Origin of the sequence: Paraburkholderia sp. 31.1, assembly GCF_014397645.1 — a bacterium.
Lineage (GTDB): Bacteria > Pseudomonadota > Gammaproteobacteria > Burkholderiales > Burkholderiaceae > Paraburkholderia > Paraburkholderia tuberum.
Genome location: NZ_VZQN01000016.1, coordinates 56,528 through 70,476, shown reverse-complemented (window position 1 = coordinate 70,476; position 13,949 = coordinate 56,528). Strand labels below are relative to the sequence as shown.

Genomic DNA, 13,949 nt, shown 5'->3' with positions numbered 1-13,949 from the left:
ACGCCAGGGCGCGGGCAGCGCATCACAGCTTGCCCATCACCCTGCCGTTGAAGCCGTAGACAATGCGCTCGCCGGCCAGCGCGACGAGTTCGACCGTGCGCTCCTGACCGGGCTCGAAGCGCACCGCGGTGCCCGCCGCGATGTTCAGGCGAAAGCCGCGCGCCGCTTCGCGATCGAACGACAGCGCGTCGTTCACCTCGTAGAAATGATAATGCGAGCCGATCTGCACGGGACGGTCGCCGGTATTCGACACGACCACCGTGACCGTCGCGCGGCCCGCGTTCAGTTCGTGCTCGCCGTCGTCGACGAGGAGTTCGCCGGGAATCATGGGGCCTGCCTTGACGAAGAGGAGTTCAGGGAATCGGGTGATGGACGGTGACGAGCTTGGTGCCGTCGGGAAACGTCGCTTCGACCTGGATGTCGGGGATCATCTCGGGCACGCCCTCCATCACGTCGGCGCGCGTGAGCAGCGTGGTGCCGTAGTGCATCACCTCGGCGACGCTCTTGCCGTCGCGCGCGGCTTCCATCAGCGCGGCGGTGATGAAGGCGACCGCCTCCGGATAGTTCAGCTTGAGGCCGCGCGCGCGGCGCCGTTCGGCGAGCAGCGCGGCGGTGAAGATCAGCAGCTTGTCCTTCTCGCGAGGTGTCAGCTTCATCGGGTGTGGGTCTCGGCGTTTGGTGTGTCGTGGCGGCGTCGTGGTCGCGTCGCGGTGACGGGGGCCTTGCGTCGCGCGATCACCCGGTCACGGTATCAAGTCCGGCTAACGGCGCGCTTACAACTACGTTTGCGACCGCGCGTGCCACCGCGTTTGCAGAATTACAGGTCGGCGGGCAGCGGTGCGCCGAACCACTTCTTCGACATCGCACCGAGCGTGCCGTCGTGTTTGGCCTGGGCGATCGCGGCATCGACCTTCTGTTGCAGGCGCGGCTCGTTCTTGTTCATGCCGACGAAGCACGGCGAGTTCTTGATCACGAACTTCGGCTCCGGACGGCGCGGCGGATTCTTCGCCAGGATCGCGGCCGCGACGATGTTGCCGGCCGCGATCAGCTGCACCTGGCCGGACAGGAACGCGGCGATCGTCGCGTTGTTGTCCTCGAAGCGCTTGATCGTCGCGTTCGGCGCCATCTGCGTGAGACCGATTTCCTCGAGCGCGCCGCGCGTCGCGCCGACGGTCTTGCCGGTGAGATCGGCGGGACCGCTCACCTTGATGTCGGCGGGACCGAACACACCCTGGTAGTACGGCGCGTACGCGCTCGAAAAGTCGATCACCTTCTCGCGCTCGGGCGTTTTGCCGAGCGACGAGATCACGAGGTCGACCTTGCCCGTTTGCAGATACGGAATGCGGTTCGCGCTGTTGACCGGCACGAGTTCGAGCTTCACGTTCATCGCTTTGGCGAGCAGCGCGGCCGTGTCGATGTCATAGCCCTGCGGCTTCATGTCGGGGCCGACCGAGCCGAACGGCGGATAGTCCTCGGGCACGGCGACCTTCAGCACGCCGGCCTTGGCGATGTTGTCGAGCGTGTCGGCGTGCGCGGGGCCCGCATGAAACGCGAGATCGGCGACGATGGGCAGGGCGAGCAATGCGGCTAGCAAGGCGCGGCGCGCGGAGCGGGAGAGAGTGCGGGTCATGGGCGTGAGCAGTGGTGGTGTCGTGGGTGTCGGGTCGTCGCTGGCTTCATCGTGGCCGGCCGCGAAGTGGCGAGTGCACGCAAGCTGTGTGCCATCCCTATGCGGCGTGGCGTGGCGGCGTGCTACGCCAGTTCGCGCACAGGGTTGGGGCGTGCGCGTGCGCCGCCTTGGTGCGCAAGAGCGTGATGAAGACGAAAGCGGGAAGCCGCGCTGTCAGGTCGACCAGATCCGCAACGGCACCGCCGCGACACCATGCACGACCGGCCGCAATTGCAGCCAACAGCGCGTGAGCGCGTGCTGCAGCGTTTCCATCGAGCGCGACACCGCGCGCACGAGCAGCACGCCGTTCGTCACGCACGAGGCGGCTGCTCGCAACGTGTCGTCGAACGGCAGTTGCGCGCTCAGCGATTCGGCGAGCGCGTCGTCGCAAGCGGCGCCTACGGCCCACAGCGTGCCGTAGGCCGGAAAGCCGGCGAGCCCCTGCGGCGCGTCGCGCAGCGGATCGTCGGCGGTGAGGCTCGCGCGTTCGAACCACAGCAGCTCGCCATTCGCGCCGACGATGCGCGACACCGCGCGCAAGCTCCCCGCCGACCAGCGTTCGCCGGCAGCCTGGCGTCCGAGCTGGGTCGCGTCCCAGCCGATTGCGCTCGCGCCGTCGGCGAGCGTCAGCGAAAAATCGAGGTGCGCGTTCGCGTGATCGAACACGATGTTGTTCTGCGGCAGCCAGTCGAGCTTCGCGTGCTCACCGACACGCAGCGCGATGCGCTGCCGCGCCGCGCGGCCGTTCGACTTGTACCACTTGGTTGCGCCCAGCGTCGTCAGCACCGCATGCGTTTGCGCGGCGAGCGTGATGTCGATGTCGAGCTGATCGCCACCCGCGACGCCGCCGGGCGGATGCACGATCACCGCGTGACAGATCGCCGGGCCTTCCGGATAGAGCGGCCGTTGCACGCGCAGCGGTCCGTCGTGCAGCCGGTGCGCGAGCGTCGTGCGAGCGTCGCCGCCGACGAAGCCGAGTTCGAGTCGCGCGCGCCACGGCGTGTGCGCGGCGGCGAGCGTGGCGTGGTTTTCGTGAAGCGACATGCGGATGGATGGGGGAATCGGCGTGCGACGAGGATAGCACGCGTGTCGAAGCGCGAAAGCCGCGGCAGCGGCTACGACGCGGTACTCTCGGGCGAGGCTTCGGTCACCGACAGCACCTTGATGCCCTCCCACTGCGGATGCAACAGTCGCAGCAACGCAAGGATCGCGCGGGGGGTGTTTTCCTGGACGGTCAACGAGTCGCTGCCTGTCTGGATTGCTTTCTTGCCATGTTGGCAATACTGATATTCGACGTGAACCGTCACGGACATGCTTTTCTCCCTCTATATCGATTTTGTGTCGCCGACCCAGGCCGTATCGCGGCGGCGTCTAGCGTACGAGTGTCGGCTCGGCGTGATCGTCCACGCCCCGTTCCGCGCGATTGATGAATCCGCAGTCGAGCAATAGCTGACAGAAAGCTTCCGGCGAACACGACGGCCCGGTCGTCCCGGCCATTCTCGCGAGAACGTCGGGGAACGACGCGAGCACGTGCCAGCTGTCGTAATACGCGTGCAGCTGCGGCGCGAGTTCGTTGCCGAGCTTCTCCCAGCGCACCGACAGCATGCCGACCGTACCGCCGCTGTCCACTTCGAATAGACCGAAAGTGACCGCCGACACGACGTTCATCACCCTGCAATAGGAGGCTGGGTTTCTGTAAAACTCGCGTCTGACCTGCTTGTTGTCGTCCATGATGTCCACCTTCGTCGAACCGTTGCGGCGTTGCCTAGCCTGTGTAACGGTTGCGCGGCGGATAACTTGAGCTCGCTTACACGGCAATCAATCCCCTTACCCCATCCGCATCCATGTTCGCCCCCTCGCCGCCCGCGACGATTTCGCCGCGACTCATCACCCAGTAACGATCGGCGATTGCTTTGGCGAAGTCGTAGTACTGCTCGACCAGCAGCACCGTCATGCCCATGTCCTCGACGAGCTGCCGCAGCGTGCGGCCGATGTCCTGAATGATCGACGGCTGGATGCCCTCGGTCGGCTCATCGAGGATCAGCAGTTGCGGCTCGCTCATCAGCGCGCGGCCGATCGCGAGCTGTTGCTGCTGACCGCCGGAGAGATCGCCGCCGCGCCGGTTGCGCATGTCCTTCAGTACCGGGAAAAGCTCGTAGATGCGCTCGGGGATTTTCTTCGGCGCCTTTCTGCTCGCGGCGCCCACCAGCAGATTTTCCTCGACGGTGAGGCGCGGAAAGATATCGCGGCCCTGCGGCACGTAGGCGAGCCCCTGAGCAACGCGGGCATGGGTCGGCAGTTTCATCAACTGTTCGCCGCGCCATGCGATCGCGCCGCTTTTCGCGGGCACGACGCCCATCAGGCAGCGCAGCAGCGTGGTCTTGCCGACGCCGTTGCGCCCGAGCAGCACCGTCAGCTTGCCGTCGGGCACCGTGAGCTTCACGTCGCGCAGAATATGGCTGCCGCCGTAGTATTGGTTCAGTCGGTCTACTTCGAGCATTGTTCAGTCGTCCTGTCGGGTTGACGATGCGGTGCCGCTTCCAGCAGCAATCAGCGGCCTAGATAAGACTCGATCACCGTCTCGTCGCGCTTGACTTCGTCGAGCGTGCCGTGCGCGAGCACGCGGCCTTCGGCCATCACCGTCACCTTGCCTGTGTCGCCCGCGAGCGCCGCAACGAACTCCATGTCGTGCTCGACGACCATCATCGAGCAGGTGCCACGCAGGTGGTTGAGCAATTCGGCGAGTTGCATGGTTTCGTCATCGGTCATGCCGGCCGCGGGTTCGTCGAGCAGCAGCAGCGCCGGTTGCTGCATCAGCAGCATGCCGATTTCGAGGCGCTGCTTCTGGCCGTGCGATAGCTCGCCGGCGAGCCTTCGTGCTTCGCTTTCCAGCCCGATCAGCGCGAGCGTTTCCTCGATGCGGGCCTGCGCGTCGCCATCGAGCCGCGCGCGCAGCGACGCCCACCAGCCCTTGTCGGTCTTCATCGCGAGTTCGAGGTTTTCCCACACCGGATGCTGCTCGAACACGGTCGGCTTCTGGAACTTGCGGCCGATGCCGGCGCGCGCGATCGCCGGTTCGTTCATGCGCGTGAGATCGATCGACTGGCCGAGAAACACCTTGCCGTGATCGGGCGCGGTCTTGCCCGTGATCACGTCCATCATCGTCGTCTTGCCCGCGCCGTTCGGGCCGATGATGCAGCGCAGTTCGCCCGCGTCGATCGCGAGCGACAGCGCGTTCAGCGCGCGAAAGCCGTCGAAGCTGACCGTCACGTCTTCGAGGTAGAGGATCGTGCCGTGCGATACGTCGATCTCGCCGGGCACGACCGCGTGTCCCATGCTCGCGACGCCGCTCAGCGAGCGTTCCGGTGGTGCTTCGGGTAAATCCAGATCGGGAACCATCGGGTTTTCGTTCATCAGCGGTTCCTTTTACGCGTCAGCAGATCGGCGAGCCCCATGATGCCGTTCGGCAGCAGCAGTGGCACCAGCACGAAGATCAGGCCGAGAAAGAACAGCCAGTATTCGGGGAAGTTCGCCGTGAAGAAACTCTTCGCACCGTTCACGGCGAACGCGCCGATGATGGGGCCGATCAGCGTGCCGCGTCCGCCGACCGCCACCCAGATCGCCATTTCGATCGAGTTGCCCGGCGACATCTCGCCCGGATTGATGATGCCGACCTGCGGCACGTACAACGCGCCCGCGATGCCGCACAGCACCGCCGACACGGTCCACACGAACAGCTTGTACGCGAGCGGGCTGTAGCCGAGGAACATCAGCCGCGTTTCGCCGTCGCGCACCGCGCTCACCACGCGGCCGAGCTTCGACGTGACGATCGCGCGCGCGCCGATGAACGCGGCGATCAGCACCGCGAACGTAATGAGCAGCAAGGCGGCGCGCGTGCCCTGATGCGTGATCGGAAAACCGCCGATGCGCTTGAAGTCGGTAAAGCCGTTATTGCCGCCGAAGCCCGTCTCGTTGCGAAAGAACAGCAGCATCGCGGCGAAGGTCATGGCCTGCGTGATGATCGACAGATAGACACCCTTCACGCGCGAGCGGAACGTGAAGAAGCCGAACACCCACGCGAGCACGGCGGGTACCAGCACGACGAGCAAGAGCGCGTAGCCGAGATGTTGCGTGCCCTGCCAGTACCACGGCAACTGGTGCCAGTCGAGAAACACCATGAAGTCGGGCAGATCGCTGCCGTACTTGCCGTCGTGGCCGATCGCGCGCATCAGGTACATGCCGATCGCGTAGCCGCCGAGCGCGAAGAACAAAGCGTGACCCAAACTCAGGATGCCGCAGTAGCCCCACACCAGATCGAGTGCGAGCGCGGCGATCGCATAGCACATGAACTTGCCGGTCAGCGTCATCGCATACGCGGACAGATGCAAGGCGCTCGTCTCCGGAATCACCAGCGCGGCGAACGGCACGCCGAGGCCGAACACGATCGTCAGCGCGATCAGCGCGAGCCACGCGCGACGCGACAACAGCGCGGGCCGCGGTGGCAGGCCGAGCGCGAAGCCGGTGTTGGACTCGCGCGCGCCGCCAGCGCCAGCGCCAGCGGCACCGGCGCGCGACGACGAAGCGGAAGCGGGGTCTGCCGATGAAGTAGCCGATGTCATCTCATGCCTCCGCGCTACGGCCCTTCAAGGCGAACATGCCCTGCGGACGCTTCTGGATGAACAGCACGATCAGCACGAGCACCGCGATCTTCGCGAGCACCGCGCCCCAGAACGGTTCGATCGCCTTGCTGACGAGTCCCAGCCCGAAGCCGCCGAGCACGGTGCCCGCGAGCTGGCCGACGCCGCCGAGCACGACCGCCATGAACGAATCGATGATGTAGCTCTGGCCGAGGTCCGGCCCGACATTGCCGATCTGCGACAGCGCGCAGCCGCCGAGCCCCGCGATGCCCGCGCCGAACGCGAACGCATACGAATCGACGCGCGCGGTCTTCACGCCGACGCACGCGGCCATGCGACGGTTCTGCGTGACCGCGCGCACGAACAGACCCAGCCGCGTGCGCGTGAGCACGGCCCACGCGATCGCGACGACGATCAGCGAGAACGCGAGAATCGCGAGCCGGTTGTACGGCAGGATCAGATTCGGCAGCACGGTGACGCCGCCGCTCATCCACGACGGATTGACGACCTGGACGTTCTGCGCGCCGAACAGCATGCGGGTGGCCTGAATCAGGATCAGGCTCACGCCGAAGGTGGTCAGCAGCGTTTCGAGCGGGCGGCCGTACAGGTGCTTCAGCACGAGCCGTTCGAGCACGATGCCGACCAGCGCCGCCGCGACGAACGCGGCCGGTATCGCGAGTAGTGGATACCAGTCGAACGCGTTAGGCGCGAAACGCTGAACGAGGTTCTGCACGACGTAGGTCGCGTACGCGCCGATCATCAGGAATTCGCCGTGCGCCATGTTGATCACGCCGATCAGGCCATATGTGATGGCGAGGCCGAGCGCGGCGAGCAGCAGCACGCTGCCGAGCGACAGCCCCGCGAACAGCGTGCCCGCGATCTGGCTGCGGCGCTGGATCGCATCGAGCTCATCGATGCCGCTTTGCGCTGCCGCGCGCACGCGTTCGTCGGCTTCGGCAAACGTGCCGTCGGCTTTCTTCGCGACCAACGGGCGCAGCAGTTCGTTCATGTCGAGGTCGTGGCGCGCGGCGACCAGTTGCACCGCATCGAGGCGCTTGGCCGGATCCGGGTCGTGCAATGCGCTCATCGCCCACAGCGTGTCGAGACGTTTCTTCAGAGCGGGATCGGTTTCTTTTGCGCGCGCCGCGTCGACGAGTGGCTTGATCGACGGATCGGGGTTTTGCAGCAGCGCATCGACGGCGGCTGCGCGTGTCGCCTGGTCGGGCGAGGCGAGTTGCAGACCCGACAGCGCGCCCGCCACTTTCGAGCGCAGCAGGTTATTCAGCGTGACCGGTTGCGCGTCGCTCGCGGCGACGGGCTGGCCGGTGACGGCATCGCGGGTGGCGTCGCCGTCCTGCAGCAGTACCGCGCCTGCGTCGGTGGCGAGCGCGTTGTCGTCGGCGAGCGCCTTGAGCACCGCGAGCGACGCGGCATCGTGCGTCGAGATCAGCTTGTCGATCGCGGCGGACTTCGCCTCGAAGTCGTCGCCCGCGAGCGGCGCGACGTCGGCCTGGGTCAGCGCGAATGCGGCGCCCGGCGCGGCGGCGAGAAGGACCGCGAGCGGCACCAGGAGCGTCGCGCCGCGTCGTCGTACGGAAGTCGGAAATGAAAACGCCATGATGGCCTTTTGCACTGGGTTGAATCGATGAGCCGCTCGAGCGCGCGAGGGCGTCGCGTCAGACGTCGCCGCCGCTTCAGCGGGACGTTGCCGCGCATTGGCGTGCGCGGTCACGCCGCGCGACGCAGCGAACGCGCGGCGGCGGCGCGAAGCGCAGGGCGTCCGGGTCACGCGCGAGCCGCGCGCGCGTCGGCACGCAGGTCGCGCGTCGCGACCGGAGCGGCGATACCCGCGCGGTGACCCGCGCGCCACACCGCCGCCGCGAGCCGCAACGAGGCTCAAGCCGACACGTCATGCGACGCGCGAGCGCCGCAGGAACGCCGGAATCGAGCTGACCACATCCGGCTTGCCAGCATTGCCGGCGATGAACGGGCTCCACGGTTGCGCGCGAATCGGTCCCTTGGTGTGCCACACGACGTTGAACTGACCATCCGCGCGTACCTCGCCGATCATCACCGGCTTGTGCAGATGGTGGTTGCCGTCCATCTCGAGCGTGAAGCCCGAGGGTGCGGCGAACGTCTGGCCGACCATCGCGACGCGCACCTTGTCGACCTCGGTGCTCTTTGCTTTCTCGACCGCCTGCTTCCACATATGCATGCCGACGAAGGTCGCTTCCATCGGATCGTTGGTCACGCGCTTCGTGCCGCCCGGCAGGTTGTTGTCCTTGACCCACGTGGCCCATTGCTTCTTGAACTTCTCGTTGGTCGGGTTGCGCAACGACATGAAGTAGTTCCAGGCCGCGAGATTGCCGACGAGTGGCTTGGTATCGATGCCGCGCAGCTCCTCTTCGCCGACCGAGAACGCGACGACCGGCACATCCGATGCCTTCAGCCCCTGGTTGCCGAGCTCCTTGTAGAACGGCACGTTCGAATCGCCGTTCACGGTCGAAATCACCGCGGTCTTGCCGCCTTGCGAAAAGGTCTTGATGTTCGCGACGATGGTCTGATAGTCGCTGTGACCGAACGGTGTATAGACCTCCTGAATGTCGGCTTCCTGCACGCCCTTCGATTTGAGGAACGCGCGCAGGATCTTGTTGGTCGTGCGCGGATACACATAGTCGGTGCCGAGCAGGAAGAAGCGCTTCGCGCCGCCGCCTTCGGCGCTCATCAGGTATTCGGTCGCGGGAATCGCCTGCTGGTTCGGCGCGGCGCCCGTATAGAACACGTTGCGCGACATTTCCTCGCCTTCGTACTGCACCGGATAGAACAGCAGGCCGTTCAGCTCCTCGAACACCGGCAGCACCGACTTGCGCGACACCGAGGTCCAGCAGCCGAACACCACCGCGCACTTGTCCTGCGTCAGAAGCTGGCGCGCCTTCTCGGCGAACAGCGGCCAGTTCGACGCCGGGTCGACGACCACCGGCTGGATCTGACGGCCCATCACACCGCCGTTCTTGTTGATGTCGGCGATCGTCATCAACGCGGTGTCTTTCAGCGACGTTTCGGAGATTGCCATCGTGCCGGACAGCGAATGCAGGATGCCCACCTTGATCGGGCCGCTATCGGACTGCGCGTGCGCGAACGGCACACGGCCCGCGAGCGCGAGCGCGCCGGACATGGAGCCGAACTTCAACAGACTGCGACGTTTCATGTGCTTTCCCCTTGTCATTGATGGTCACTGTTTATGAGCGTCGATTTCAGCCAGCCTGGCTGAGGTCGCACGACTAGCCACTTGTCTTCTGCAAGGCACATGCCATGTGACACATTCGGTGCGATGCGCGTGCGATGCCCGTTGCGGCGCGGCTATCGGCGCGAGGGCGGCGCGTCGAGCCATCGATGCCGCGGCGCGAAACTGGTGCAGTCGCGCGCGCCGCGCCTCGTTCGGGTGCGTGTCGCGCCGCGACGAAGCGCACTTTGCCGCCAGCGAAGCGCCGCTGGCGCGCGCTGGGCATCGGCGGTGCATGGGCGGTGCATGGGCGGGATCGGGGCGCCGCGTCTTTGTGCATGTCGTGCGCTCTGGCTACATCGGACGACCAGTGATGCGGAACAAGGAGGCCCGACATGAGCGAACGGGCGCAGGCCAGGGAAATGGACAATGCTTCTTCGCGGGGCATACCACGCCGAGCAATGAGATTCCGCAAATGCGGCTCCAGCAAATCGCTTTGCACGGTCGATTCGCTGCTTAGCTCCCAGAGACCTGTTTTCCCCATAGCCTTACTGGACTTTCCGGAACGGAGAGTAAATGACTTTCCTTTGACGATGGTTGTGTCGGGGGATATCTGAAAGTACTCGGTCCAGAATTCCGGTGATACGGCATCTCCGGTTATCAGGAAAGATGCTTATGCTCCGGCGTCCGCGCTCGCGTCTGATGCTGAAGTTTGGCTGTGGTGCATAGGCGGTTAATACTTGTACGCTGACTAATCGTGTTGCCGTAGCCAAACCGACTCGCACAGAACGGCTACTTCAGCTCCGCATGAGGGATCAAGTGCGAATAGAGTCGCCTTTCCTGTCAGTATGTCCTGAGTGATGTTTTCTGCCTGCTCCTGAGATACAAGCGCGGGTTTGGAGTCGGTCCAACTACGGATCCATCCGATAATTGTCCTCACATCGCTGACAGAAAATGAATGCTTCGGCGACAGCAATACGCGCGAGACAACATTTTGCTCTGCGAAGTCCAGCATCCGTAGTGAAATCACCTGCTTGAAAAGCAGAACCTCCATTTCACCATTGACACGCTTAAATCCAAGCTCCAACTCGCTCTCATCGCGACGGTGCTCAATCCGAAAGAGCTCCGCGTCGTGGAAGCTGGGGAGATTCTGGAGATCCCGCACGTTTGCGTAATTTGACTTTTCCATTTCATCTCCGTCGATTAGGGGAGCAACGAAAACGGTAGGCCGGGGCCGCGCCTGAGTTTCCCGCTAAGCGGATCGATTGCCCAGTTGTGGGCATGAGGTACGCCCTGACCGTGATCGTGATCAAAGTCGAAGTCAACGACACGTTTGCCGTCGTCTCCAAACATGCGCATTTGCCCGCTACCAGGGTTGGTATACCACGTACCGGGTTCGCCTTCATTGGGTGTTTTGGCGATATCAAAGGAGTCGCCGTTGACAGCATCAGGTGTGTACTCGAAGGGCTGCGCGTCATCAAGCAGCGTTGAGGCCTCGCCCTTGCCTGCGAGCGCATCGACCACGGCGAGCGCCGCGTCGAGCAGGCCGTCGTCGCCGCTGCCTCCAGGCATGGCCGCGGGTGCGGCGAACTTCCGGGCTTGCCGGGCGCCTCGGTCGTACCGGCCGCACAGCATCGGTTCGCCGTTCGGGAGATCGACTGCCCTCGCCGCGAGACTCCTCAACGGCGTGTGGTGGGGTGGCGGAAACAGGTCAGCACGACGACCTTTAACGGCAAGTAGGGAGCCCCGCCGCACTTCAGCGAAAAGCGCACTGATGACCCACCATCCATCGCTGTCGGGTTCATGGTCTCGCAAAGCTTGAAACGCCAGGGAGAGACGCCACCCGATGCTTTTGATCAGCTCCCGGTCCCGTTCCCACTCCCGATGGTTCAGTTCAGCAATGCCCAGAAATTCTCGGGTATCTGCTTTGGCCCTCTCGAGGTCGGCGGCCTTCCTCAGGCACGCCTTGTAATGCCACTCGTCACAGATTACATAACAAGCACCCAAGGGCCTCTGACAGCGCAGCTCCACGGAGTGCATCTCAAACACGGACAAGGACATAGGTATTGTCGACGATCTATATGAAGTCGCTGCCCGGATCGACAGCGATCAGATAATTACCGTGCGACAGGTTGTCCGTACATGGGCGATGGCCCAAAATTTTGGCTGCTTTCGATGAAACAGAAAAAAAGCGCCCGCGGGGACGTGGCGGTTCAGTTGCGCAATTCAGATGTGCCGATGCACGAATGATGCTTTCGGTTGTCGGTTCGACGGCACATTCGACGGATACGAACCATGAAAACGGCCGACCGTTCGCGCGATACCACAGCCGATCCAGGTAGCTCAGTCGAACGCCTCTGGAGCGACTGTCCCGCCTTCAATCACCAAATGTTTCGCATCGCGTTTCGACTCGAAGAACCGCCAGTTCTCGTGATCCGATTTTATGTCCGGCGCGACGATCAAACGGAACGCTTGCGACAAAGACACGACCAGGCCGCAGTCCGAGTTGGCCGATATGCTCTCGACGATGATGAGTCCATTCCGCGCTAACAATTGCCGCATACGCAGTGCAAACGCGTTAGCCTCCTCGTCGGGACCCCTGAGTGACTCTTCAGTTGCTATGATTTTGCCAGCCTCACTCAGCGTCCAGGCGCACTGGATATGAAGAGCCCATGCGCTGACCTGCCTGGTTACACCATAAAAGTTTTTCGCTTCGTGCTTCGGACCAAAACCCAAGGTAAGCATATCCGCTGCACGACTGACGCCGCTCCATTCCAAGCCTTGAAGTACCGACAAGCGGCGCTCAATTTCTCGTTGATCGTTAGTCATTCCATCGCGTCGCCGATCGGCATATCAGGCTGATAGTCGAACGGCTGCGCACCCAGTGGTCTCTGGAAGAACAGCTCCACAGCGTGCATTTCAAATACGGACAAGGACATAGGTGTATCGGCGCTTATCTGAAGTCTTTGCCCGGGTCGACAGAGATCAGATATTTGCCGCACGACACGTTTCCGTACATGGGCGACGGCCCAAAATATCGGCTGCTTTTGCCAACCCCGATTTTGCGGGGTTTTCGCCAGCATTCCGGCTGAATCGGCAGCCGAAACGACAAGCGGCGCAAGGACTGCTAGTCCTTGCGCCGCTTTTAATACGCTGTTGAGCTCGACTCAGTAAGTCGGAACCGACGGATCGACCTGACGCGACCACGCGTCGATCCCGCCTTGCAGATTGAACACGTTGGTGTGTCCGCGCGATTCGAGGAACATCGCGACCTGCGCGCTGCGCGCACCGTGATGGCAGATGCAGACGATCTGTGCGTCGTCATCGAGTTCTTCGCTGCGCGCGGGAATCTCGCGCATCGGAATCGACACGATGCCGGCGATCGACGCCGTTTGCAGTTCCCACGGCTCGCGTACGTCGAGCAGCACGGGTGCGGGGCGCGAGGTATCGGCGAGCCATTCGGCGAGTGCGGGAGCGGTCAGGTTTTGCATCAGCGAGACATCCAGTTCGTGGGACGGCGGCTTACTCGCCGCCCGTCCAGATCAATAATACAGCGCGAAGCGCAGCGAAAAAGAGCCGCTTAGAACCTGAACCGCGCCGGCTGCACCGCGTTGGCGAGCGGCTCGACATAGGTTTCGAACACGTCGGAGATGCGGTATTGCTTCTCGTCGATGCGCGTGATGATTTGCGCCTTCATCACCGGCGCGCTGCCGACGAACGCCGCGAGACGGCCGCCGACCTTCAGCTGTTCGAGGATTTCCTGCGGCAGCACCGGCAGACCGCCCGACACGCAGATCACGTCGTACGGTGCCGCGCCGGTCCAGCCGCGCGCGGCGTCGCCGGTCGCGACTTCGACGTTCAGCACGCCGTTGGCGATCAGGTTGCTCTTCGCGAACTCGGCCAGTTCCGGTTCGATGTCGACGCTCAACACGTGTTGCGCGCGATGCGCGAGCAGCGCCGCCATGTAACCCGAGCCCGCGCCGATTTCCAGCACGCTTTCGTGCTTCTTCACCGCGAGTTCCTGCAGCACGCGCGCCTCGACGCGCGGCGCCAGCATGTGCTGGCCGGCCGGCAGCGGCACTTCGAAGTCGGCAAAAGCCAGGTCGCGGTAAGCGGCGGGGACGAAATTCTCACGTTTGACGATCGACAGCAGATTCAGCACGTCCTGGTCGAGCACTTCCCAGGGGCGGATCTGCTGTTCGATCATGTTGAAACGCGCTTGCTCGATGTTCATGGTGGATTCGGCGGTTTTGGTTTGGCGAGCGGGCGGCGGCTGCCGCAGACTTTTGTCCTGACCCGGCCCCGGCGGATTGCCGGCGGCCGCGGCTTCGGAGCAAGGCATTCGCATCGCAAGCCGCGTCAGGGGAACGGCGGGATTGTATCAAATGGCGGACTCGCGCCGGCCGCTCGCGGGCAAGCG

The 13,949-nt window shown here is 63.9% G+C and carries 17 protein-coding genes; 1 reads left to right on the top strand and 16 read right to left on the bottom strand.

The features are described from left to right. Nucleotides 1-22: 22 nt before the first annotated feature. The 3 genes from F6X37_RS14565 to F6X37_RS14555 form a co-directional block, all read right to left on the bottom strand. Nucleotides 23-328, bottom strand: coding sequence for an urease subunit beta (locus F6X37_RS14565; RefSeq protein WP_187611810.1), 306 nt, complete (start codon nt 326-328; stop codon nt 23-25). 25 nt (nt 329-353) lie between these two features. Beyond that, nucleotides 354-656: an urease subunit gamma gene (gene ureA / locus F6X37_RS14560; protein WP_008923043.1), complete on the bottom strand. Its 303-nt coding sequence runs from the start codon at nt 654-656 to the stop codon at nt 354-356. A 161-nt stretch (nt 657-817) separates the two neighbouring features. Next, nucleotides 818-1,630 carry a transporter substrate-binding domain-containing protein gene (locus F6X37_RS14555; RefSeq protein ID WP_090803364.1) on the bottom strand — a complete coding sequence of 271 codons (813 nt, stop codon included), beginning with the start codon at nt 1,628-1,630 and terminating at the stop codon, nt 818-820. An 11-nt stretch (nt 1,631-1,641) separates the two neighbouring features. Between F6X37_RS14555 and F6X37_RS37945 the strand changes: the two genes are divergently transcribed. After that, a complete protein-coding gene (locus F6X37_RS37945) occupies nt 1,642-1,920 on the top strand; it encodes a DUF6420 family protein (protein ID WP_222944840.1) in 279 nt (92 codons plus the stop codon). Here the strand turns inward: F6X37_RS37945 and F6X37_RS14550 are convergent. From F6X37_RS14550 to F6X37_RS14485, 13 genes are all read right to left on the bottom strand, one after another. Then, nucleotides 1,844-2,713: an urease accessory protein UreD gene (locus F6X37_RS14550; RefSeq protein ID WP_187611809.1), complete on the bottom strand. Its 870-nt coding sequence runs from the start codon at nt 2,711-2,713 to the stop codon at nt 1,844-1,846. The genes F6X37_RS37945 and F6X37_RS14550 overlap by 77 nt on opposite strands. A gap of 71 nt (nt 2,714-2,784) precedes the next feature. Then, on the bottom strand, nt 2,785-2,982 hold the full coding sequence (locus tag F6X37_RS14545) for a hypothetical protein (protein WP_184059700.1): 198 nt from the start codon (nt 2,980-2,982) through the stop codon (nt 2,785-2,787). Nucleotides 2,983-3,040: 58 nt separating this feature from the next. After that, nucleotides 3,041-3,400 (bottom strand): hypothetical protein, encoded by a 360-nt coding sequence (locus F6X37_RS14540; protein ID WP_260336301.1) that lies wholly within the window; start codon nt 3,398-3,400, stop codon nt 3,041-3,043. A gap of 76 nt (nt 3,401-3,476) precedes the next feature. Continuing rightward, nucleotides 3,477-4,169, bottom strand: coding sequence for an urea ABC transporter ATP-binding subunit UrtE (gene urtE / locus F6X37_RS14535; protein ID WP_018419653.1), 693 nt, complete (start codon nt 4,167-4,169; stop codon nt 3,477-3,479). A 50-nt stretch (nt 4,170-4,219) separates the two neighbouring features. Further along, nucleotides 4,220-5,083, bottom strand: coding sequence for an urea ABC transporter ATP-binding protein UrtD (urtD, locus tag F6X37_RS14530; RefSeq protein WP_187611808.1), 864 nt, complete (start codon nt 5,081-5,083; stop codon nt 4,220-4,222). Continuing rightward, nucleotides 5,083-6,288, bottom strand: coding sequence for an urea ABC transporter permease subunit UrtC (urtC, locus tag F6X37_RS14525; protein WP_187611807.1), 1,206 nt, complete (start codon nt 6,286-6,288; stop codon nt 5,083-5,085). Before urtC ends, urtD begins: the two co-directional genes overlap by 1 nt. Nucleotide 6,289: 1 nt before the next feature. Continuing rightward, nucleotides 6,290-7,924, bottom strand: a complete 1,635-nt coding sequence (gene urtB, locus F6X37_RS14520) for an urea ABC transporter permease subunit UrtB (protein ID WP_187611806.1) — start codon at nt 7,922-7,924, stop codon at nt 6,290-6,292. 291 nt (nt 7,925-8,215) lie between these two features. Further along, entirely contained in the window at nt 8,216-9,514 is a 1,299-nt protein-coding gene (urtA, locus tag F6X37_RS14515; RefSeq protein ID WP_184020929.1) for an urea ABC transporter substrate-binding protein, read from the bottom strand. A 766-nt stretch (nt 9,515-10,280) separates the two neighbouring features. Further along, a complete protein-coding gene (locus F6X37_RS14505; RefSeq protein WP_090803378.1) occupies nt 10,281-10,718 on the bottom strand; it encodes a hypothetical protein in 438 nt (145 codons plus the stop codon). A gap of 14 nt (nt 10,719-10,732) precedes the next feature. Further along, nucleotides 10,733-11,590 (bottom strand): hypothetical protein, encoded by an 858-nt coding sequence (locus tag F6X37_RS14500; RefSeq protein WP_187611805.1) that lies wholly within the window; start codon nt 11,588-11,590, stop codon nt 10,733-10,735. 282 nt (nt 11,591-11,872) lie between these two features. Next, on the bottom strand, nt 11,873-12,358 hold the full coding sequence (locus F6X37_RS14495) for a hypothetical protein (protein WP_187611804.1): 486 nt from the start codon (nt 12,356-12,358) through the stop codon (nt 11,873-11,875). A 338-nt stretch (nt 12,359-12,696) separates the two neighbouring features. Continuing rightward, the gene (locus F6X37_RS14490) at nt 12,697-13,020 is read right to left on the bottom strand and encodes a rhodanese-like domain-containing protein (RefSeq protein WP_018419659.1); all 324 of its coding nucleotides are present in this window, start codon (nt 13,018-13,020) and stop codon (nt 12,697-12,699) included. An 89-nt stretch (nt 13,021-13,109) separates the two neighbouring features. Then, nucleotides 13,110-13,763 (bottom strand): protein-L-isoaspartate O-methyltransferase family protein, encoded by a 654-nt coding sequence (locus F6X37_RS14485; protein ID WP_090805605.1) that lies wholly within the window; start codon nt 13,761-13,763, stop codon nt 13,110-13,112. Nucleotides 13,764-13,949: the final 186 nt, after the last annotated feature.

What these genes read in the sequence shown, in the direction of transcription:
- F6X37_RS14550 (WP_187611809.1), bottom strand. Translation starts at nt 2,713, where the DNA reads ATGTCGCTTCACGAAAACCACGCCACGCTCGCCGCCGCGCACACGCCG.
- F6X37_RS14505 (WP_090803378.1), bottom strand. Translation starts at nt 10,718, where the DNA reads ATGGAAAAGTCAAATTACGCAAACGTGCGGGATCTCCAGAATCTCCCC.
- urtB (WP_187611806.1), bottom strand. Translation starts at nt 7,924, where the DNA reads ATGGCGTTTTCATTTCCGACTTCCGTACGACGACGCGGCGCGACGCTC.
- F6X37_RS14490 (WP_018419659.1), bottom strand. Translation starts at nt 13,020, where the DNA reads ATGCAAAACCTGACCGCTCCCGCACTCGCCGAATGGCTCGCCGATACC.
- ureA (WP_008923043.1), bottom strand. Translation starts at nt 656, where the DNA reads ATGAAGCTGACACCTCGCGAGAAGGACAAGCTGCTGATCTTCACCGCC.
- urtE (WP_018419653.1), bottom strand. Translation starts at nt 4,169, where the DNA reads ATGCTCGAAGTAGACCGACTGAACCAATACTACGGCGGCAGCCATATT.
- F6X37_RS14540 (WP_260336301.1), bottom strand. Translation starts at nt 3,400, where the DNA reads ATGGACGACAACAAGCAGGTCAGACGCGAGTTTTACAGAAACCCAGCC.
- F6X37_RS14545 (WP_184059700.1), bottom strand. Translation starts at nt 2,982, where the DNA reads ATGTCCGTGACGGTTCACGTCGAATATCAGTATTGCCAACATGGCAAG.
- F6X37_RS14500 (WP_187611805.1), bottom strand. Translation starts at nt 11,590, where the DNA reads ATGTCCTTGTCCGTGTTTGAGATGCACTCCGTGGAGCTGCGCTGTCAG.
- F6X37_RS14555 (WP_090803364.1), bottom strand. Translation starts at nt 1,630, where the DNA reads ATGACCCGCACTCTCTCCCGCTCCGCGCGCCGCGCCTTGCTAGCCGCA.
- F6X37_RS14485 (WP_090805605.1), bottom strand. Translation starts at nt 13,763, where the DNA reads ATGAACATCGAGCAAGCGCGTTTCAACATGATCGAACAGCAGATCCGC.
- urtA (WP_184020929.1), bottom strand. Translation starts at nt 9,514, where the DNA reads ATGAAACGTCGCAGTCTGTTGAAGTTCGGCTCCATGTCCGGCGCGCTC.
- urtC (WP_187611807.1), bottom strand. Translation starts at nt 6,288, where the DNA reads ATGACATCGGCTACTTCATCGGCAGACCCCGCTTCCGCTTCGTCGTCG.
- urtD (WP_187611808.1), bottom strand. Translation starts at nt 5,083, where the DNA reads ATGAACGAAAACCCGATGGTTCCCGATCTGGATTTACCCGAAGCACCA.
- F6X37_RS14495 (WP_187611804.1), bottom strand. Translation starts at nt 12,358, where the DNA reads ATGACTAACGATCAACGAGAAATTGAGCGCCGCTTGTCGGTACTTCAA.
- F6X37_RS14565 (WP_187611810.1), bottom strand. Translation starts at nt 328, where the DNA reads ATGATTCCCGGCGAACTCCTCGTCGACGACGGCGAGCACGAACTGAAC.